Origin of the sequence: Bacillus sp. HMA207 (genome assembly GCF_003402455.1) — a bacterium.
In the GTDB taxonomy this organism is placed as follows: Bacteria; Bacillota; Bacilli; order Bacillales; family Bacillaceae_G; genus Bacillus_A; species Bacillus_A cereus.
In genome coordinates, this window is the sequence record NZ_BEZT01000001.1 from 2,948,216 (window position 1) to 2,968,130 (window position 19,915).

Below are 19,915 nucleotides of genomic sequence, written 5' to 3' on the forward strand. Positions count from 1 at the left end.
ATCTTTATTTTCAGATTAAATTATATAATAACAAATACATTCTATTTTCATGTGAAAAGGAGCGAAAATATGTTTCCTTTATTAAAAACTGAAAGACTTATTTTAAGAGAACTTACCGAAGAAGATGCACCGCGTATACTACAATGCTTTTCTAATACTAATGTACTGCGCTATTATGGCCAAAAACCGTTACAAGATGTTGATCAAGTGAAACAAATCATTCATAACTTTAAGTTGAGTTACAATGCAAGAAGCGGTATAAAATGGGGAATCGAATTAAAAGACAAGAAAGAACTCATCGGTACCATTGGTTTTCACGATTGGTCTTCTGAGCATAAACGAGCCAATATAAGTTATGCCTTTTTGCCTGAACACTGGGGAAAAGGATATGCGACTGAAGCTGTTTCTGAGGTTATATCATACGGTTTCCATACGATTCATTTAAAGCGGATTGGAGCAATTGTATTTCTTGAAAATGAAGCTTCCAATAAAGTACTATTAAAATTAGGTTTTGAAAAAGAAGGCGTTCTAAAAAATTATATGTATCAAGATGATATCCCATATGATACGAATTTTTACGCTTTATTAAAATCAGTTTAATAGAATTTATGTGTAAAAAACCTTACTTTTAAAAAGTAAGGTTTTTTGTATTTATTCATTAGCAATATAAGCATTCTTATAAGTATAAATACCACCAAATTGATGCTTTTCAATTCCTTTTACATAATCCTTTTGTACATATGCTGAGCCAATATGATAAAGCGGCGCCACCGCAGCATCTTCTAATAATACCTGCTCGGCTTCTCGCAACGCTTCCCATCGTTTTTCCGTATCTAGTACAAAATCCGTTTTCGCTTTCTTTATTAATTCATCGTAACGAACATTAGAATAATTCATTTTATTATTCGGATTCCCTGTCGTAAATAACTCTAAATAACTAATTGGGTCTTTATAGTCAGGTCCCCAATTTGCCATAGTTATATCGTAATCACCTATTTGTTCTAACTGTAATTTTTGCTTAAATGGCTGTTGTTTAATTTGTATCGCGAGTCCTTGCAAATTCTTCTCTAAATCACCTTTTATATATTCTGCCATACGTATTGCGTTATCTTGTTCGAACGTTAAGAACCCTAGGTTTACTTGTTCTACCCCAAGCTCTTTTTTCGCTTCTTCCCAAAGTTTTTTCGCATTTTGCAAATCATATGAGGAAATATCTCCATTTTCTTTTCTAAAATCTTTACCAGTCACTTCATTTACATGACCAACTGGTACAAGTCCACTTGCAGGTTTTGCTCCGTTATTAATAAAGTGAGCAACGAAATCATCTTTATTTAACGCTAATGAAATAGATTGACGCACCTTTTTATTTGCTAACGCGTTATTTTTTTCATTAAAACGAAGCATAGCAATTCCAGGATCACTCGACATATGTAATTCCTTATTCCCTTTATACTTGTCTACAACTTGCGAATTAATAGGTACTCGATCCAAATCTCCGGCTTCATATAAATTTACAGCTGTCATTGTATCCTTTAGGATATGAAAGTTTATTTCATCTAATTTCACTTTCTTTCGATCCCAATATGTAGTATTTTTCTTTAATTGAAACTCTTGTTCATGCTTCCATTTTTCTAATACAAATGGGCCGTTATATATGAGATTACTAGGTTCCAATGCATAATTGTTTCCTTGTTCTTTCAAAAATGATTCATGCTGTGGTAAGTATATAGGTAGTGCTAACAACTGTAAAAAATACGGAACTGGCTGTTCGAGTTCAACTTCTAACGTATAATTATTTATCGCTTTAACCCCAAGTGCATCAAGAGGCATTGTTCCCTTATTGATCTCTTTCGCATTTTTTACATAAAAGAGCATGGACGCATATTGAGAGGCTGTTTCAGGGTTAATTGCACGTTTCCAAGCAAATATAAAATCATTTGCTGTTACATTATCCCCATTTGACCATTTTGCATCTTTACGCAAGTCAAATGTATATTTCTTACCATCTTCACTTCTTTTAAACGATTTTGCTATGGCTGGAGTAGGCTGATCTTGATCGTTTAATACATATAACCCTTCAAATATATTCTGCATAATGTGTGCTGATGTACCATCTGTTGTTTTCACAGTGTCCAGAGAAGGAATTTCTTCTGATACTGTTACATTTAACACTTGTTTTTTAACCTCTATGTCACTTTTATCCGCTTTATTATTACAAGCTGTTAATAATAAAGATGTAACAAGTGCCATTACCATTAAATGGCTCTTTTTTCGCTTCATGAGTTGTTCTCCTTAAATATAAAATATTATAAAGCGTAATATATTATAGCAGAAATACTAACAGAAAGATGCGACATTCTTTTGAATATTTATTCGTTCAAGAAAAAAGCTATCCTTTTAAAAGGATAGCTTTTTCAACTGTCACATAATTATCTATCTTTGCAGACCTCGTTTATAACGACTTGCTTCAAATATAATACGCTCTTCATCTAACGTTTTACATTCGCCATTCCAAACGACACGTTTTCCGTTAATAATTACATCGCTTATATCTTTTCCACTAGCAGCATATACAAGGTGTGATAACACTTCATCCGCTGGTTGTAAATGCGGCTTATTAGACGGGTCAATCGTAATAAAATCAGCACACTTACCAGCTTCTAGTGACCCTGTTTGTTTCATCCCGATTACTTCAGCAGCCCCTTTAGTCGCAAGTGTAAGAGCTGTTTCAACTGGTAATGCTGTTGCATCTTGGTGAATACCTTTTTGTAATAAAGTCGCTATGCGCATTTCTTCAAACATGTCTAAATTATTGTTAGATGCAACACTATCTGTTGCAATTCCTACTTTTATTCCTGCTTCTAGCATCGCTTTTACATTCGCTATACCAGAACCTAGTTTTAAATTACTATTTGGGTTATGTGCTACTCGAACATCATGTTCTGCTAAAAATGCACGCTCATCATCATTTAATACTACACCGTGTGCAATAACTGTTGGGCGTTTAAACAACCCGCAGCTCGCTGCATATTCTACTGGACGTTTTCCGTACTGTGCTTCAATATCACGTACTTCACGCTCTGTTTCAGAAAGGTGGATATGAACCATTGTTTGATTCTCTACTGCAATCCGTGCGCACTCTTCTAACAATTCTGTACTACATGTATATGGACTATGTGGTGCAACCATCGTAGTTAACATGCCACTTTCGTTATAGTAACGCTTCACATATTTCTCAGCTTCTTCAATCGCTTTCTTTTCATCGTCTTTCGTTCCGAAGCTAAATAAAGTCCTTGAAACAGCAGCTCGCATCCCGCTCCTTGATACCGTTTCCTTAATTGCGTCTTGATCTACTCCAATTGGATTAAACATGTCAGAGAATGATGTTGTACCACTTTTCACCATCTCAAGTAATCCTAATTCCGTACTAGCGACCGCAATTTGGGGAGTAAATTGACTTTCCAGTGGCCAAATTCTCGTCTCAAGCCACGGCTGTAATAACATATCATCGCCAATACCTCTTAGGAGACTCATTACAACGTGTGTATGTGTATTTACAAACCCTGGTAAAACCCACTTTCCTTTCATGTCAATTACTTCATCTACTTCAAAATCATTAGCAAATTCTCCGCTCTTTACATCTATAATTTGATCATTTTCTACAATAATATATCCATTTTCTATCACTTCGTTTTGTTCATTCATCGTTACAATTGTAGCGTTTACATAAGTTGTTTTCAAAAGTATTTCCCCTTTCAACTCTATGAAGTTCCCTTTAATAAGTTACCACCATTATAGTAACTTATTAAAGATTAAGAGTCAAAAGATAATTTTAATTCTTTCGTTATTTTTCCCTTCAAAATGCTATATTGTTTTTCATTTGTATCTGCAAATGCTTCTTCCCGATTTGACTTTTCATCCATATAATTCAATTTCCCATTGAATTGAGTCTCTGTAAAATCAAATCTCTGCCCATCTATAAAGTTATAAAAGTGCCATACCTCTCTTACTTTTGTCTTTTTAATTTCTCCTCCATATATGTCTTGAACGACAAGAGCTGTAACACCACATTGTCCCTTTGCTGGGTTTTCAATTATCCACTTTGAACTTGTTTCAATCGACCACGATTTTATTAGTGCTTCATATATTCTTTTTTCCTTTACATCATCCATTCTAATCTTCCCCTACTATTAATAGTTTTACACATCATATTTCAAAAGAGGCAGTACACGACCCTTAAAGACAGTTGATGGTGTCTCTCCTATTAACTGTGCTCCCATTTTCAAGTAATATCCTTTTGCATTCGGATCACTATCAATCGTAAAACTTTTTAATCCTAGTTCATTGGCTTTTTCTATTACATACTCCCAAAGTATTTTCCCGTAACCTTTTCCTTTGTAATCAGGATGAATGTACAAGAAATCGAGAGCTTTATCATTACGTAAAAATGAGAAAAAACCAATCTTCGCATTATCGTTTTCTAAAACATATACAAAATTATTTTTTATGTATTCTTCTGTAATTGTTAAATCTTCCTTACAAGCAAGTATGAATTCTTCACTATAATCCCACGTTGCTTTTGATTGTAGTGCGAGTTCACTTAATTCATTTGCTTCACTTAATAACGCTTCTCTTATCTTCATGATTCTTTTTCCTCACCTTCGATATGTAAACTACTAAATTGATTCGGAAAGCACTTCAAAAAACCTTTTATTTTCATAAATTAGAGATTATTTTTATAAATCTTTATTATAACCAGTACAATTTTCAACAATTTTTTTAAAGAAAAAGAACGCCATCCCTAAAAGTTGGCGTTCTCTTTTTCTAAAATTTAATCTTCAAACTCACTCATTCATTTTACTATTTTGTACGATACAAACCTATACAGTTTCTACTACCGCTTCAAGCATTGTTCCATTTTTAGCATAATTCGTATGCCAAGAAAAAGCTTTTTCTAAAATATGAGGAGTTTGTCCACCTCTTGTTTTTGCTTCTTCGTAATAAGCACGTAGTTGATCACGATACATTGGATGTGCGCAATTCTCAATAATAAGTTCCACTCTTTCTCTTGGCGCAAGTCCCCTTAAGTCGGCATACCCCTGTTCAGTGACGATAACATCTACATCATGTTCAGTATGGTCTACATGAGAAACGAAAGGAACAATACTTGAAATGTTACCACCTTTCGCAATCGATTTAGTAACAAAGATAGCTAAGCGTGCATTTCTTGCAAAATCACCAGACCCACCAATACCATTCATCATTTTTGTACCTAAAACGTGAGTAGAGTTAACATTTCCGTATATATCTAATTCTAATGCAGTATTAATTGAGATTAATCCAAGGCGACGAATGATTTCAGGATGATTGGAAATCTCTTGCGGACGCATCATTAATTTGTCACGATATTTTTCAAAGTTAGAAAATACTTGTTGCATTTTCTCTTCAGAAAGCGTGATAGAACAACAAGAAGCAAAATTGACTTTTCCAGCATCCATAAGATCAAAAACTGCATCTTGTAAAACCTCGGAATATACTTCTAAATCTTCAAATTCTGAATCTAACATTCCATGCAATACGGCGTTAGCCACTGAACCAATTCCTGATTGTAACGGCGCTAAACGATTTGTTAATCGGCCTACTTTAACTTCTTCTCGAAGGAATTCTATTAAATGCTGTGCCATAATAACAGTTTCTTCATCCGGAGGAACAATTGTCGATGGCGAATCCAATTGATTCGTAAACACAATTCCCTTTACTTTTTCAGGATCAATTGGAATACCGATTGTTCCAATTCGGTCATCTGTTTTCACAAGCGGAATTGGAAGCCTCTCCCCTTGTTTACCTGGTTCATATAGATCATGTAGCCCCTCTAATTGCGCGGATTGAGCCATATTCATTTCAATAATAATAGACTTAGCATTTAAGGAAAACGCTAAGGAATTTCCAATTGAAGTGGTTGGAATAATCATTCCGTCCTCTGTAATCGCAACCGCTTCCAAAATAGCGAAATCTATATCCAGAACGTCAGCGCGGAGTAACTCTGCTGTATGAGACAAGTGTTGATCCACAAATAAAAAGTCTCCGTTATTAATTCCTTTTCGCATAGTCGCGTCAGCTTGGAAAGGTAATCTTTTCCCTAAAATTCCTGCCTCAGCAAATAATTTGTCTACATCCGAGCCTAAAGAAGCCCCAGTATAAACATTTACTTTAAAAGATTCATCATTCTTAACTCGGTTTACAAGCGCAAATGGGACTGCTTTTACATCACCTGCACGTGTAAACCCACTTAAGCCTAAAGTCATTCCACTTTGAATCCAGGAGGCTGCTTCTTCAGGTGTAACTACCCGATCTTTTAGACGTTGATCTCTGATTCTATCTAAATTATTCTCCATATGTAATCCCTCTCTCATTGAATATTCATAATTATTTTACACATTAACACTATCAAAATAGGGATTTTAGTATACAATGCCGAAAATTCAGACAGAACAGCAAATCTAGGTTCTAAAGCAGAAAAATTTAGAATCCTAGAAGCTTACGGAAATAACTAGCGTATGATTGACTAACTGGTACTCTCTCACCATTATCCATCGAAAGTACAAAAGTAGAATGGGTATCAGGATAAATCGCTTTAATATGATTAACATTTACAATAAACGAACGGTGACATCTAATAAATGAATCTTTCGGAAGCAAGTATTCGAATTCTTGCAGAGAGTATTTATGTGTTCCTGATAACTCTTCTGAATTCACGTACGTCTTTTTATCTTTAGCCTCTAAATACATAACCTTTGAAAAAGGAACCGGAATCCAGCCGTCTGTTGTTTTTAAAGTAACGACTGACTTTCCATCCGTTAAAGCTGGATAAATTGCCGTTACGCACCCTTCAAGCTTTCCATTGTTTGAAAATGGTACAGCCATTCCATGATAAGGAATACCAAAAACATCCCGATTCATAAACTCAGATGTTTTTTGATTCATCACCATCGCTTTATGAGCAATCGTTCCTTCCTTTATAGGATCCCCGACACTAATCTTTAAATCAATTCGTTTACTTGGCCGATAGTAAATATATTCTTTCGTATTCGAAACAGCAATTGAAATTTCATCTGAAAATAATTCCCCAACAACATCTAGTAATAAACCTAATGTTCTATCTTCCATTCTATTAACACCTCATTCACTATTATACTACTATTATGAACGAGCATCTGTTGCTTTATAAAAAGTTTGATTTTAGGTTACTTTTAAAATTAGTTTTATTCACTATTACTTCGTTACTACAAAAAACCTCACTTCAGAAAAGTGAGGTTTCCTCTCATACAATATTTCTTTATTTTTTGAACGACTATAGAATAAGATTTATTTTTTATTAAGTAAAGTGAATTTAAGAATTTATTGCCCCTATTTCTGTATAATAAATAATCCCAAATTACAAACAGTTTGGGATTATCTTTCTCATTTATTATGCGCATCTAACCACGAAATTAAATCTTTAAATACTTCATCCTTATTTACTTCATGAAACATTTCATGTCTACCATTTTCATATAAACGTAGTGTCACGTCTTTCACACCACATTTTTTATAGTTTTCATATACTTCTTTTACACCTTTCCCCATATCGCCAACAGGATCACGATCACCAGAGAATATATGTATTGGAAGATTCTTTGGCGTCTTCTTGTATTCTTCTAGTTTATTTACTTCTAATACTCCAGAAAATAATTCTCGGTAAAAACTCGTCGTACAAATGAAACCACATAACGGATCCGCAATATATTTATCAACTTGATTATTATCTGAAGATAACCAATCAAATTTTGTACGATTTGGCTTAAAGTTCGAATTGAAGTTTCCAAAAGATAAAAAGTTTAACATTGGACTTTTCGTTTTTGCCCCGCGCAATTTCATTTCGATTGTTGCTACTTTATGACCAATAGCTCCTAAAAGCCCTGGATTTCCACCTGTTCCTGAAATCAGAAATCCATCGTATAGTTCACCCCTAAGTTGTACAGCACGTCTTGATAAAAAAGAACCCATACTATGTCCAAGTAAAAACAAAGGACTTGACTGCTCTTCTTTTATCCTTTCTGAAACAAAGATAACATCCGATACAACTTGATTCCACCCTATATTTGGTTCAAAATGACCATAATCTTCTTCTTTTTTTACTGTTTTCCCATGTCCTTTATGATCATGCGCATAAACACCATACCCTGCTTCCAATAAAGCATCTACAAATTCTGTATACACCCCTGCATGCTCTGTCATGCCATGTGCAATTTGAATAATTCCTCTCGGATCTCCTTCTGGTAACCATTTACGCAAATAAATTTCCGATCCATCCAATGCCGTAACGAAACTTTCCTGTACATTCATTTCGTCAGCCCCCAACTCTATTATGTATAGCTTTAAGAAAATGAATATCCATTCACTTTTCTTATTTTATATTATATGTAATTGCTTTCATTATGACAAATGATGTATTTTTCAGACTTGCTTTTAAACTAATCTCTTGACGAATTCAAAATAAAATTATATAGTTACTTACATAAAGTAATTATATAATTTTTAGGAGGTTTCTACTATTATGATGCCATCATTATTTTTAGCACATGGTTCGCCTATGCTCGCTATTCAAGATACAGACTATACACGATTTTTAAAAATACTTGGAGAAACATATAAACCGAAAGCAATTGTTATTTTCACTGCTCACTGGGAAAGTGAAGTATTAACGATTTCCTCATCAGATAACGAGTATGAAACAATTTATGATTTTGGAGGTTTTCCCCCTGAGTTATACGAAATCAAATATCGTGCGAAAGGCTCTTCTCATATTGCATCTATTTTAGAAACAAAATTTAAGAACAAAGGTATTTCAGTCCATCATAATATGACGAGAGGTTTAGATCATGGTTCATGGACACTCCTGCACCGCATGTATCCAGAAGCAAATATTCCTGTCGTGCAAATATCAGTCAATCCATTCCTTTCTGCAAAAGAACAATTTGAAATTGGAGAAGCACTTAAAGGACTCGGACAAGAAGATATTTTAGTAATCGGGAGTGGCGTTACCGTTCATAATTTACGAGCACTGAAATGGAATCAAACTACACCTGAAAAATGGGCAATTGAATTTGATGATTGGATTATTAAACATATGCAGAATAACGATAAAGATGCATTGTTTAATTGGGAGAAAAATGCTCCTCATGCACAATTAGCAGTACCAAGAGCAGAACATTTTGTTCCTTTATTTATCGCTATGGGAAGTAGTGAAAATAGCGGTGAAGTCATTCACCGTAGTTACGAGCTTGGTACATTAAGTTATCTTTGTCTTCGATTTTAAAGAAAAGGATGAAGCACATGTTGCTTCATCCTTTTTCTTTTTCATTCACTTAGTTAACTAACTTCCAAACGTTGTTTCTCTGATACTTCTTCGTTCTTATTATGAAAATAAACCCAAATACACGCAATAAATAATAGTGATGATGTAGAGAGGAAAACATATTGGAAGCCTGCATGCGCTGCAATTTGTCCCCCGAGCACTGGCCCAATCATATTTCCTAAAAACTGAAACGACTGATTATATCCAAATATTCGTCCCGTAACATGGGTTGGTGTATGTTGTTTTAGTAGAGTTTGTACGGAAGGCAATAATCCTGCTTGTGCGATACCTAATAAAAATCGAAGAATTAATAGTTGCCAAGCTGAGGTTACAAATGCTTGCGGGATAAAAATAATTCCAGCTGCAAACAACGCTACAACTAACGTTTTTTGAGGACCGATATGATCTGATAATCTTCCTAGTCTTGGTGCTGCCAAAATAACTGCTAATCCTGTCGCTGACATAACTGCACCCGCAATTGTTTCAATATGTGCAGTATGAGGACCTACTAAATTTTTCACGTACAATGTAACAATTGGTTGAACTGACATATTAGCAAGTTGAATAATAAATGTTGTTACAAATAAACTAATAATTAAATGCTTCGCTGGGACCATCGTCCATACTTTTTTCGGCTGTGTTTTTTTTGCTTGAGCAGAGTGATTTTCTTCATGCAAGAAGAAAAAAACGATGAGAAAGGAAAGGAATAAAAAAGCTCCTGTAACAAGAAAGACATGACGCATTCCAATTAACTCAGACAAATAACCTCCAAGTAACGGGCCAAGTAACGAACCGCTCACACCACCAGTTGAAATTGTGGAAATCGCCCAACCTGAATGTTCTTTCGGAGTTTCTGCTGCAATAAATGTCATCGCTGTTGAAAGGAAACCAGATACTGCTCCCATTAAAAATCTTAGTGCGACTAGTTGATACACATCCGTTACAAACCCCATAAGCGTCATAATAATCGCCATACCGAGGCTAGCACGAATAAGCATCAATTTCCGTCCATGTATATCACCAAGCTTTCCCCATATTGGCGATACGATCGCACCCATTAAAAATGTTACACCAAATGCAAGTCCCGACCACTGTGCAATGCTTGAAGTGCCAGTTACTCCTAATTCCTCAATATAAAAAGATAAGAAAGGAATTACTAAACTCATACCGGCTGCAGTGGTAAAACAACCTAGCCAACAAATCATTAAATTCCGTTTCCAGCTGGCCATTTTCACACCTTCTTTCTTTAGATACCCATTCTACACCCTTTCTTGTAAAAAGTTTAGTAATTTGCTTTATATGCAAGATTTACTACAAAACCCGCTATTTTCTAGTAAAAACCAATACATCTCTACATCATTTTCATAATAAAACCAACTCCTCTATATGAAGTTGGTTACTTATTATCTATCGGTATTAAACGAGCATTACAATTTCTCTCGTAAAACTCAATGGGACCTGCTTGTCCAATAATCGCATATTCATATCCATCTTGCTTCATATTATATAAACAATGATGCAATAATTCTTTTCCTACACCTTTCACACGATTTTGTTTCGCTATGCCCATTGGACCAAACAAGCCTTTCTTTCCCCTCACTACATCGTAACAGGCGAAACCAACTATTACTTCCTCCTGCTGTGCAATATAGATAGGTAACTTTTCGTTATATGTCCGAAATCCATAATCAACCGACTGTAACCACCGTTCACCAAATTCATCCACTACAAATCGTGATAACTTATCAAAATCAGAAGGACTAACTCTTCTTACATGACAAAATAATGTATTATAAATAGCTTTAAAACGATTTAAATCAACCGCTAAGTCTCTCGGTGCAGCTGTAATACGTAATATATCTTTTTGCATTTGTGTATGTATAAATCCACCAATATTTGTATCTACACGAAATAATGCATACATAACATGTCCTTCATTTACTACTACTTGCTGAAAGCGTTCCATACGTTTCTTCGCTATTTGTAAAATTTCTATCGCCTTATAAGATAGTTTATATTGCCCTATTTTTTTATACTCTTGATTATGTAAATCGAATTGTTTTCGTAACGAAAGTTTTTCTAAAAAATCTGGACCGACTTTGTGAAACAAATACATAAATAACTCAGCGCAAACTCCTGTACCTTCTTTACACATACCTATAAACAGATGGACTGGGTGAATTATGTTATACTCACTCTCTTTTGCTGCAATCTCCAATATTTTATGCACACGTTTTGTAAATTGAAATTCCTCCATATGTGTTTCCATCCTCTACTAATTTACTAACAAACCGTAACCATAAATAATTGAAACAATTACACCCACTACCAATATACCTGGAAGTAAATTTGCCACCTTGATTTTAATAATACTAAGCAAGTTCAATCCAATAGCAGATATCATAATGCCGCCCGTAGCCGTCATCTCCACTATAAATTGGTTCATTAATTCTTTCGAGACAAAACTATTAATTTGTGTTGCAAAAACTGCAATACCACCTTCATATAAAACAACTGGAATCGCCGAAAATACTACGCCAATTCCTAGAGTTGTCGTTAATATAATAGAAATAAATCCATCGATAATCGCCTTTGTAAATAAAATATCATGATTTCCGCGAATCCCACTGTCAAGTGCACCAAGTATCCCCATCGCGCCAATTGCAAAAATTAAAGTAGCTGTTACAAAACCTTCTGATATGCTACCTTTCCCTTTCGATCCAACTTTATTTTCTAGCCAATCCCCTAAATGTTTTAACTTTTCTTCTAATTGTAACCATTCTCCAATTACCGTACCAATCACTAAACTCAGTATGACAACAAGAAAGTTTTCACTTTTTAATGCCATTTGAAGCCCAAGCACAGTAACCGCTAAACCGATTGCGTGCATTATCGTCCCTTTCATACTTTCTGGAATCCTACTAAATAATTTACCAAGTAAAGTACCAAATATAATACAAATTCCATTTACAACTGCTCCTAATATAACCATTTCTCATTCTTCACCCTTCGAATTCTTTATTTCTATATTTTGGTTTATACATTGATTTACAGGTCATCTATATGTTAACTTAATATTGAGAATATTAACAAATGTTTTCCACTACATAACCCGCTATTTTTTGTAACTTTAATTACCTTTAATAGATTCAGTGTTAATTTAATTGCGGGATAATATTAAAAGGGAAGGTATACATGCAAACTTTACTAAAACGATTTTTGTTAATAGCCTTTTTCATTACACCGATTGTTTTATTAATCAATTACTCTTTTATTTCAAAAGCAAAAGACAAACCCGATTTACAAAACAAATCTAGTAAAACCGCTTCAAAAAGCGAAAAGAAAATAGAAGACCAAGAAATCACACTCACCTTCTCTGGTGATACAATGTTTGATTGGCAATTACGTCCTATAATCGAAAAGAATGGGGCTGATTACCCATTCCAACATGTAAAAGAAGAAATAAAAAAAGCTGATATTTCTTTTGTGAATTTAGAGTCGGCATTTACAACGAAAGAAAAGAAATCACCTGGGCAACTGTTTTGGATTAAAAGTGATCCATCTACACTACAAGCTATTAAAAACACTGGATATGACATCGTAAATATTGGGAATAACCACACACTTGATTATGGGCAAGATGGATTATTAGATACGATTTCTCACGTAGAAAAATTAAAGTTCCCTTACACTGGAGCCGGAAAAAATGCGAAAGATGCATATACAGCACGAGAAATGACCGTAAAAGGGAAAAAATTTAAATTTCTTTCCTTCGTTCGATTTATGCCTGATTCTAATTGGGTAGCTGGTGAGAATAAACCTGGCGTTGCGAATGGCTATGATTTAAATCTTGTAACAAAAACAATTAAAGAACAAAAGAAAGATGCAGACTATTTAATCGTCTATATGCATTGGGGCGTTGAAAAATCAAACCGTCCGGTAGAATACCAAAAGCAATATGTACCTAAAATGGTTGAAGCAGGAGCTAACGCGATTGTCGGGAGTCACCCACATTGGTTACAAGGATTTGAGTATTATAATAAAGTTCCTATCGCTTACTCATTAGGTAACTTTTTATTCCCAAGTTATGTGAATGGAAAAAGCGCCGAAACTGGCGTATTAACTTTAACTTTTAAAGGAAAGGATGTCCAAATGTCATTCAATCCTTATATCATTCGCAACAACCAAGTTTCCCCTGTAAATGAGGAAGAAAAGAAAAAAGCTCTTCAATATTTACAAACAATTTCAACTGATGTAGAAATTGATGATACAGGGAAAATAAAAAACAAACGAAACTAGACAGTTCAAGATCTATTTCTCTGTAATATACTTTACAGAATAGGTGATAAACATGCTGAAAGACTTATTAGAAAATGTAAGTTTGTTAGAGAATATTTATAAAATGTCTATAGCAGTTCTACTTTTATGTTCTAGTTTAACTATAAAAAAGATAGAACAAGCACTATATTTCCTCGCTTGTATCTATCTTTTTTATTTAGATGCTAACTCTTCCCTTCTATTAAATAAGCAAATCAAACAAAACAGGGTTTTTATTAAGCTCCATAAATTGAATATTATTTTCTTTAAAGCGAGTAATTAATTGCTCATAATCTCCTTTATGTTTTAATTCTACTCCGACTAATGCTGGACCATTTTCTTTATTATGTTTCTTAATATACTCAAAGCGCGTAATGTCATCTTCTGGTCCTAATCCTTTATCAAGAAATTCTCTTAGCGCACCTGAACGTTGCGGAAATTCAATGATAAAGTAATGTTTCAGTCCTTCATAAATGAGCGAACGCTCTTTCATTTCTTGCATTCTATCAATATCATTATTTCCACCACTTAGCGTACATACAACTGTTTTACCTTTTATTTCATCCCTGTATAAATCAAGTGCTGCAATAGAGAGTGCACCAGCCGGTTCAGCTACAATCGCATTTTTCTTATACAGTTCTAAAATCGTCGTACAAACTTTTCCCTCTGGTACTAAAACAATGTCATCAATTACATCTTTACAAGTTTCAAAAGTTAACTTTCCTACCTTTTTAACCGCTGCCCCATCAACAAAACTATCTATTTTCTCTAATGCGACATTATCATTTTGAAGAAAAGCCTCTTTCATAGATGCAGCTCCCATCGGTTCTACACCAATAACCTTTGTAGTAGGACTAACACCTTTTACATATGTACCAACACCTGATGCTAATCCACCACCACCGATTGCTGTAAAGATATAATCAACCGGTTTCTCCATATCATGCATAATTTCAACTGCCACTGTCCCTTGACCAGCAACGACATACGGATCATCAAACGGATGAACAAATGTCATTCTATTTTCTTCACAATAACACTGTGCTTCTTGGAAAGAGCTATCGAATGTATCACCAACTAATACAATCTCTGCGAAATCACCACCGAAAAATTGTACTTGTGATACTTTTTGTTTCGGTGTTGTTGTGGGCATAAATATTTTCGACGGAATCTTCAATAAATTACATGTATAAGCAACTCCTTGCGCATGATTACCAGCACTTGCACAAACAACACCGTTTTGTAACTTTTCTTTCGGTAAACTTTGAATCAAATTGTATGCACCACGAATTTTGAAAGAGCGAATTAATTGTAAGTCTTCTCGTTTTACATAAACGTCACAATCATATTTCTCAGATAAAACTGTATCACGTTGTAACGGTGTTTTAATAACGATATCTTTCATGCAATTATGAGCCATTAAGATATCTTCAATTTTCACTCTCTCCTTTACCTTTTGCACCATTATATATCATCCTTATCTCTTTTAAATTGGCTCAATCAAAATTTGGGATTTTCAGAACAGCCCCTGTATTCGCCGATGTTACCATTTGTGCATAACGTCCAAGCCAGCCAGTTTTCACTTTCGGTTCTGGTCGTTTCCATTCTTTTTTACGCTTTTCTAATTCCTCATCACTCACTCTTACTTCTAACAAACGTTCTTCAACATCAATACATACAATATCCCCTTGTTCAAGAAGTGCAATCATCCCGCCCGCTGCTGCTTCTGGTGAAATATGTCCTACTGAAATTCCACGTGAAGCTCCAGAGAAACGTCCATCCGTTAATAATGCAACCTCAGCACCTAATCCCATTCCAGCAATTGCTGATGTTGGTGCTAACATTTCTGGCATACCAGGGCCACCTCTTGGTCCTTCATAACGAATGACAACTACATCTCCTTTTTTCACTTTCCCAAGCATAATGCCAGCAAGTGCCTCATCTTGTGAATTAAAAATAACGCAAGGTCCTTCAAAACGCTTTACTTCTGTTGCACCGCTTTTAATAACCGCTCCATCTTTCGCAAGGTTGCCTTTTAATATACGCAATCCTCCTTCCTCACTATGAGGGTTTTCAAGAGAGTGAATAACTTCCTTATCTTTAATCTCTGCCTCAGCAATATTTTCTCTTAATGTTTGCCCCGTAGCAGTTATTCGATCAAGATGAAGTACTCCTTCTTTCCGGCTCATCTCTTTCAAAATTGCACTAATCCCGCCCGCACGATCAATATCTTCCATATGCCAATTGGAAGCAGGGCTTACTTTACATAAATGTGGTACACGTCTTGAAACGGCATCAATACGGTTCATATCGTAATCTAATCCAGCCTCTTGCGCGAGCGCCAATGTATGCAACACTGTATTTGTTGAACCGCCCATCGCCATATCAAGCGCAAACGCATCATCAATTGCTTCTTCCGTTACAATGTCTCTTGGTTTAATATCTCTTTCAATTAAAATTTTCAATTTCTCTGCTGCTTGTTTAATTAACTCTTCACGTCTTGGATCAATTGCTAAAATACTCCCGTTACCAGGAAGAGCTAAACCTAACACTTCACATAAACAATTCATAGAGTTCGCGGTAAACATACCCGAACAAGATCCACAAGATGGACAGCCATGATCTTCAATATCTTTTAATTCTTCTTCTGAAATTTTCCCAGATTGATAAGCTCCTACTCCTTCAAAAACGGAACTCAGATCAACAACTTCTCCTTTAGATGTTTTTCCTGCTGCCATCGGGCCGCCTGAAACAAACACAGTCGGAATATTAATACGTAGTGCAGCCATCATCATACCTGGTGTAATTTTGTCACAGTTTGGGATACAAATCATGCCGTCAAACCAGTGTGCATTTACAACCGTTTCTACTGAATCTGCAATTATTTCACGACTCGGAAGAGAATAACGCATACCAATATGCCCCATCGCAATACCATCGTCAACTCCAATTGTATTGAATTCGAATGGTACCATACCTGCCGCACGAACTGCCTCTTTTACAAGTTTCCCAAACTCGTTCAAGTGTTTATGCCCTGGAATAATTTCAATAAAAGAATTACAAATCGCTATAAAAGGTTTATCAAAATCTTCATCTTTCAAACCAGTTGCTTTTAATAAACTACGGTGCGGCGCTTTATCAAAACCTTTTTTAATCATGTCACTTCTCATCTTGTCAAATCCCCTCTTACATATTTTTCATTTATACTCTCTTACTCTATTTCTTTACTAATTCTTTCGGTGCATGAATCCAACTCATCATTTCACGAAGCTCTGCTCCCACTTTTTCTAATTGATGATTTTGCTCTGCTTTTTTCATTGCGTTATACGTCGGACGCCCTGCTTGATTTTCTAAAATCCATTTCTTCGCAAATTCACCTTGCTGAATTTCTGTCAAAACACGCTTCATTTCCTTCTTCGTTTCATCTGTAACAATTCTCGATCCTGTTACATAATCTCCAAACTCTGCCGTATCTGAAATAGAATGGCGCATAGTCGTTAATCCACCTTCGTACATTAAGTCAACAATTAGCTTTAATTCATGCAAACATTCAAAGTATGCAATTTCAGGGCGATATCCACCTTCCGTTAACGTTTCGAACCCGGCCTTCACAAGTGCAGTTACCCCGCCGCAAAGTACAGCTTGCTCACCGAATAAATCCGTTTCGGTTTCTTCTTGGAATGTCGTTTCAATTACACCCGCCCGTGTACAACCTACACCTTTTGCATACGCTAATGCTACATGTAGCGCTGTTCCCGTCGCATCTTGATGCACTGCGACTAATGCCGGAACACCATTTCCTTCTTGATATACACGGCGAACGAGATGACCTGGACTTTTTGGCGCAACCATTGCTACATCTACGTAACTTGGCGGATTAATTTGGCCGAAGTGAATGTTAAATCCATGTGAGAAAAGTAACATTTGTCCTTCACGGAGATTCTCTTCTACTTCTGATTTATATACATGTGCTTGCTGTTCATCTGGCAATAACATTTGTACAACTTGTGCGGTTCGAACCGCTTCTGAAACAGACATTACTTCAAACCCATCCGCTTTCGCTACTTCATACGACTTACCAGGACGAACACCAACTACTACTTCTACACCAGAATCACGTAAATTTTGTGCTTGCGCATGCCCTTGTGATCCATAACCAATTACTGCAACAGTTTTCCCTTGTAATAACTCTACATTTGCATCTTTTTCATAATATGTTTTCATATTCCATACACTCCTTATAATTTATTTACTTGCAGAACATCAATTAATTTTTTCAACTGACTAACAAGTAATGTCGCTTCATTTTCAGTACAAACTGCTGTGAGTTTCATTTCAGAAACACCACTAGTATCTCTTTCGTTTAAATGTAAAGAAGAAATATAATAACCACGCCGAGCAAAAATCCCACTTATACGTAATAAGACACTTGGCTCGTTATGAATAACGAGTGAAAAAGTATGACTCATTCTTCCCACCTCTTCATAATCATTTCGTTATTTCCTTTGTTTGGCGGAACCATCGGAAATACGTTTTCACCTTCTTCTACACAAAAATCAACTACGACAGGACCTTCGTGAGCAAATGCTTCTAACATCACTTGTTTCGCCTCGGTTGAATTTGTTGCTCTTAATCCCTTTACTCCATAAGCTTCTGCTACTTTCACAAAATCTGGTGATCCAATTTTTGACTCTGATAAACGATTTTCATAAAACATTTCTTGCCATTGCCTTACCATCCCTAAAAATTTGTTATTTATGATAAATACTTTTACAGGGATATTATTTTCAGCAATTGTTTGTAGTTCTTGAATGTTCATTTGAAAAGAAGCGTCACCTGCAATACAAATGACAAGTTCTTCTTTTTTAGCTAGCTGAGCACCAATTGCTGCTGGAAAACCAAACCCCATCGTTCCTAATCCTCCAGAGGTAAGGAACGTCCGAGGTTTTCTTGCTTTATAGAAGTGAGCAGCCCACATTTGATGCTGACCTACTTCTGTTGTGACAATCGCTTCACCATTCGTTAATTCACTTACTAAGTTGATCACGTGCTGTGGTTTTAACTCAGATTCTTTTTGCTTATAAGAAAGTGGATATTCTTCTTTCCATGTCTTTACTTTCTGAAGCCATTCGTCTGTTTGTGTATAAATAGACATATGTAACAGCATGTGTAACGCTTTTTTTACATCACCAACAATCGGATGTTCTACAGTTACATTTTTATGAAACTCAGAAGAATCAATATCAATATGTACTTTTTTCGAGTTTGGAGAAAAAAGTTCTAATTTTCCTGTTACACGATCATCGAAGCGAACACCTAATGCAAGTAGTAAATCACATTCTGTTACCGCCATATTAGCAGCGTATGTCCCATGCATACCAAGCATCCCTAGAAACAATGGATCATCCGGTGGATATGCACCAAGTCCCATTAAAGTTGAAACGACTGGAATACGGTTCTCCCTTGCGAATTCGAAGAGTTCATCGGATCCACCTGAATGAATGACACCTCCTCCAATATAAAGAAGTGGACGCTTAGATTTTGAAATTGCTTTAGCCACCTCTCTAAGTTTCATGCTGTCTGGTACAAGTTCTGGTTTGTACCCCGGAATATCAACTTCTTCATTAAAGAAACTGGTGACTTTTGCATTTTGAACATCTTTTGGAATATCAATTAATACTGGTCCCGGGCGCCCGCTTTTGGCGATGTAAAAAGCTTCTTGCACAATTCGTGATACATGATTCACATCACGAACCTGGTAATTATGCTTCGTAACAGGTACTGTAATTCCGACAACATCCGCTTCTTGAAATCCATCTTTACCAATTAAAGGCGTTGCAACTTGCCCGGTAATGACAACTAAAGGAATCGAATCCATATAAGCGTCTGCTAAACCCGTAACTAAATTTGTCGCCCCTGGGCCAGAGGTAGCAAAGACTACCCCGACCTTTCCAGAAGCTCTCGCATATCCTTCAGCCGCATGAATGGCAGCTTGCTCATGACGAGTTAAAACATGTTTCAAACCACTTTCGTATAACGCATCGTATACTGGTAAAATCGCTCCGCCTGGATAGCCGAAAACGGTCGTTACACCCAATTTCTTCAAACATTGAATCACGTGCCCAGCGCCTGTCATTTCTTCATACTGTAACTTCTCATACGCTGTATACTGCTGCTTCATTTCCATTAACTCCTCTCCTT

The 19,915-nt window shown here is 35.7% G+C and carries 19 protein-coding genes; 4 read left to right on the top strand and 15 right to left on the bottom strand.

The genetic code is table 11. From position 1 onward, the window contains the following. Positions 1-69 precede the first annotated feature (69 nt). Positions 70-600, top strand: coding sequence for a GNAT family N-acetyltransferase (locus tag HMAS_RS15160; RefSeq protein ID WP_000484225.1), 531 nt, complete (start codon positions 70-72; stop codon positions 598-600). A gap of 51 nt (positions 601-651) precedes the next feature. On the opposite strand, the gene HMAS_RS15165 is transcribed toward HMAS_RS15160, so the two are convergent. From HMAS_RS15165 to HMAS_RS15195, 7 genes are all read right to left on the bottom strand, one after another. Next, a complete protein-coding gene (locus HMAS_RS15165; protein WP_000823500.1) occupies positions 652-2,280 on the bottom strand; it encodes a peptide ABC transporter substrate-binding protein in 1,629 nt (542 codons plus the stop codon). A gap of 153 nt (positions 2,281-2,433) precedes the next feature. After that, positions 2,434-3,759 (bottom strand): bifunctional S-methyl-5'-thioadenosine deaminase/S-adenosylhomocysteine deaminase, encoded by a 1,326-nt coding sequence (locus HMAS_RS15170; RefSeq protein WP_116344905.1) that lies wholly within the window; start codon positions 3,757-3,759, stop codon positions 2,434-2,436. A gap of 53 nt (positions 3,760-3,812) precedes the next feature. Continuing rightward, positions 3,813-4,172: a YunG family protein gene (locus HMAS_RS15175; RefSeq protein ID WP_000342902.1), complete on the bottom strand. Its 360-nt coding sequence runs from the start codon at positions 4,170-4,172 to the stop codon at positions 3,813-3,815. 27 nt (positions 4,173-4,199) lie between these two features. Next, positions 4,200-4,643, bottom strand: coding sequence for a GNAT family N-acetyltransferase (locus tag HMAS_RS15180; protein ID WP_000701909.1), 444 nt, complete (start codon positions 4,641-4,643; stop codon positions 4,200-4,202). Positions 4,644-4,880: 237 nt separating this feature from the next. Then, positions 4,881-6,395, bottom strand: coding sequence for an acetyl-CoA hydrolase/transferase family protein (locus HMAS_RS15185; RefSeq protein ID WP_000429811.1), 1,515 nt, complete (start codon positions 6,393-6,395; stop codon positions 4,881-4,883). Positions 6,396-6,522: 127 nt separating this feature from the next. After that, positions 6,523-7,167, bottom strand: coding sequence for a LytTR family DNA-binding domain-containing protein (locus HMAS_RS15190; protein ID WP_000390211.1), 645 nt, complete (start codon positions 7,165-7,167; stop codon positions 6,523-6,525). 294 nt (positions 7,168-7,461) lie between these two features. Beyond that, positions 7,462-8,385: an alpha/beta hydrolase gene (locus tag HMAS_RS15195; RefSeq protein WP_001102583.1), complete on the bottom strand. Its 924-nt coding sequence runs from the start codon at positions 8,383-8,385 to the stop codon at positions 7,462-7,464. A gap of 211 nt (positions 8,386-8,596) precedes the next feature. Here HMAS_RS15195 and HMAS_RS15200 point away from each other — a divergent pair, with 211 nt between their 5' ends. Beyond that, on the top strand, positions 8,597-9,358 hold the full coding sequence (locus HMAS_RS15200) for a DODA-type extradiol aromatic ring-opening family dioxygenase (RefSeq protein ID WP_006918225.1): 762 nt from the start codon (positions 8,597-8,599) through the stop codon (positions 9,356-9,358). A 53-nt stretch (positions 9,359-9,411) separates the two neighbouring features. Here the strand turns inward: HMAS_RS15200 and HMAS_RS15205 are convergent, their stop codons facing one another. The 3 genes from HMAS_RS15205 to HMAS_RS15215 all read right to left on the bottom strand — a co-directional run bounded on the left by HMAS_RS15205 (position 9,412) and on the right by HMAS_RS15215 (position 12,389). Then, the gene (locus tag HMAS_RS15205; RefSeq protein ID WP_000179302.1) at positions 9,412-10,626 is read right to left on the bottom strand and encodes a multidrug efflux MFS transporter; all 1,215 of its coding nucleotides are present in this window, start codon (positions 10,624-10,626) and stop codon (positions 9,412-9,414) included. A 167-nt stretch (positions 10,627-10,793) separates the two neighbouring features. After that, positions 10,794-11,654 (bottom strand): GNAT family N-acetyltransferase, encoded by an 861-nt coding sequence (locus HMAS_RS15210; protein WP_000390856.1) that lies wholly within the window; start codon positions 11,652-11,654, stop codon positions 10,794-10,796. Between the two features lie 18 nt (positions 11,655-11,672). Continuing rightward, positions 11,673-12,389 (bottom strand): DUF554 domain-containing protein, encoded by a 717-nt coding sequence (locus HMAS_RS15215; protein WP_000236032.1) that lies wholly within the window; start codon positions 12,387-12,389, stop codon positions 11,673-11,675. A 203-nt stretch (positions 12,390-12,592) separates the two neighbouring features. On the opposite strand from HMAS_RS15215, the gene HMAS_RS15220 reads away from it, so the two are divergent. Continuing rightward, the gene (locus tag HMAS_RS15220) at positions 12,593-13,696 is read left to right on the top strand and encodes a CapA family protein (RefSeq protein ID WP_116344906.1); all 1,104 of its coding nucleotides are present in this window, start codon (positions 12,593-12,595) and stop codon (positions 13,694-13,696) included. Positions 13,697-13,748: 52 nt separating this feature from the next. Beyond that, positions 13,749-13,997, top strand: a complete 249-nt coding sequence (locus HMAS_RS28340; RefSeq protein ID WP_016122285.1) for a hypothetical protein — start codon at positions 13,749-13,751, stop codon at positions 13,995-13,997. Here HMAS_RS28340 and ilvA read toward each other — a convergent pair. From ilvA to ilvB, 5 genes are read right to left on the bottom strand one after another with little or no spacing between them, the layout of a single operon-like run. Next, positions 13,917-15,179, bottom strand: coding sequence for a threonine ammonia-lyase IlvA (gene ilvA, locus HMAS_RS15230; protein WP_046392610.1), 1,263 nt, complete (start codon positions 15,177-15,179; stop codon positions 13,917-13,919). The genes HMAS_RS28340 and ilvA overlap by 81 nt on opposite strands. A gap of 31 nt (positions 15,180-15,210) precedes the next feature. Then, positions 15,211-16,884 carry a dihydroxy-acid dehydratase gene (gene ilvD / locus HMAS_RS15235; RefSeq protein ID WP_001255815.1) on the bottom strand — a complete coding sequence of 558 codons (1,674 nt, stop codon included), beginning with the start codon at positions 16,882-16,884 and terminating at the stop codon, positions 15,211-15,213. 46 nt (positions 16,885-16,930) lie between these two features. Next, positions 16,931-17,938, bottom strand: coding sequence for a ketol-acid reductoisomerase (gene ilvC, locus HMAS_RS15240; RefSeq protein ID WP_000861137.1), 1,008 nt, complete (start codon positions 17,936-17,938; stop codon positions 16,931-16,933). 14 nt (positions 17,939-17,952) lie between these two features. Continuing rightward, complete coding sequence (locus tag HMAS_RS15245) at positions 17,953-18,183, bottom strand: ACT domain-containing protein (RefSeq protein ID WP_000019916.1); 231 nt, start codon at positions 18,181-18,183, stop codon at positions 17,953-17,955. Beyond that, positions 18,180-19,895, bottom strand: a complete 1,716-nt coding sequence (gene ilvB / locus HMAS_RS15250; protein WP_002153104.1) for an acetolactate synthase large subunit — start codon at positions 19,893-19,895, stop codon at positions 18,180-18,182. The genes HMAS_RS15245 and ilvB overlap by 4 nt, the downstream gene beginning before the upstream one ends. Positions 19,896-19,915 lie beyond the last annotated feature (20 nt).

Bases quoted from the DNA above. Each gene is read 5' to 3' on its own strand.
- HMAS_RS15160 (WP_000484225.1), top strand. From the start codon at position 70: ATGTTTCCTTTATTAAAAACTGAAAGACTTATTTTAAGAGAACTTACC.
- HMAS_RS15165 (WP_000823500.1), bottom strand. From the start codon at position 2,280: ATGAAGCGAAAAAAGAGCCATTTAATGGTAATGGCACTTGTTACATCT.
- HMAS_RS15175 (WP_000342902.1), bottom strand. From the start codon at position 4,172: ATGGATGATGTAAAGGAAAAAAGAATATATGAAGCACTAATAAAATCG.
- HMAS_RS15180 (WP_000701909.1), bottom strand. From the start codon at position 4,643: ATGAAGATAAGAGAAGCGTTATTAAGTGAAGCAAATGAATTAAGTGAA.
- HMAS_RS15185 (WP_000429811.1), bottom strand. From the start codon at position 6,395: ATGGAGAATAATTTAGATAGAATCAGAGATCAACGTCTAAAAGATCGG.
- HMAS_RS15190 (WP_000390211.1), bottom strand. From the start codon at position 7,167: ATGGAAGATAGAACATTAGGTTTATTACTAGATGTTGTTGGGGAATTA.
- HMAS_RS15195 (WP_001102583.1), bottom strand. From the start codon at position 8,385: ATGAATGTACAGGAAAGTTTCGTTACGGCATTGGATGGATCGGAAATT.
- HMAS_RS15200 (WP_006918225.1), top strand. From the start codon at position 8,597: ATGATGCCATCATTATTTTTAGCACATGGTTCGCCTATGCTCGCTATT.
- HMAS_RS15205 (WP_000179302.1), bottom strand. From the start codon at position 10,626: ATGGCCAGCTGGAAACGGAATTTAATGATTTGTTGGCTAGGTTGTTTT.
- HMAS_RS15210 (WP_000390856.1), bottom strand. From the start codon at position 11,654: ATGGAGGAATTTCAATTTACAAAACGTGTGCATAAAATATTGGAGATT.
- HMAS_RS15215 (WP_000236032.1), bottom strand. From the start codon at position 12,389: ATGGTTATATTAGGAGCAGTTGTAAATGGAATTTGTATTATATTTGGT.
- HMAS_RS15220 (WP_116344906.1), top strand. From the start codon at position 12,593: ATGCAAACTTTACTAAAACGATTTTTGTTAATAGCCTTTTTCATTACA.
- HMAS_RS28340 (WP_016122285.1), top strand. From the start codon at position 13,749: ATGCTGAAAGACTTATTAGAAAATGTAAGTTTGTTAGAGAATATTTAT.
- ilvA (WP_046392610.1), bottom strand. From the start codon at position 15,179: ATGGTGCAAAAGGTAAAGGAGAGAGTGAAAATTGAAGATATCTTAATG.
- ilvD (WP_001255815.1), bottom strand. From the start codon at position 16,884: ATGAGAAGTGACATGATTAAAAAAGGTTTTGATAAAGCGCCGCACCGT.
- ilvC (WP_000861137.1), bottom strand. From the start codon at position 17,938: ATGAAAACATATTATGAAAAAGATGCAAATGTAGAGTTATTACAAGGG.
- HMAS_RS15245 (WP_000019916.1), bottom strand. From the start codon at position 18,183: ATGAGTCATACTTTTTCACTCGTTATTCATAACGAGCCAAGTGTCTTA.
- ilvB (WP_002153104.1), bottom strand. From the start codon at position 19,895: ATGAAGCAGCAGTATACAGCGTATGAGAAGTTACAGTATGAAGAAATG.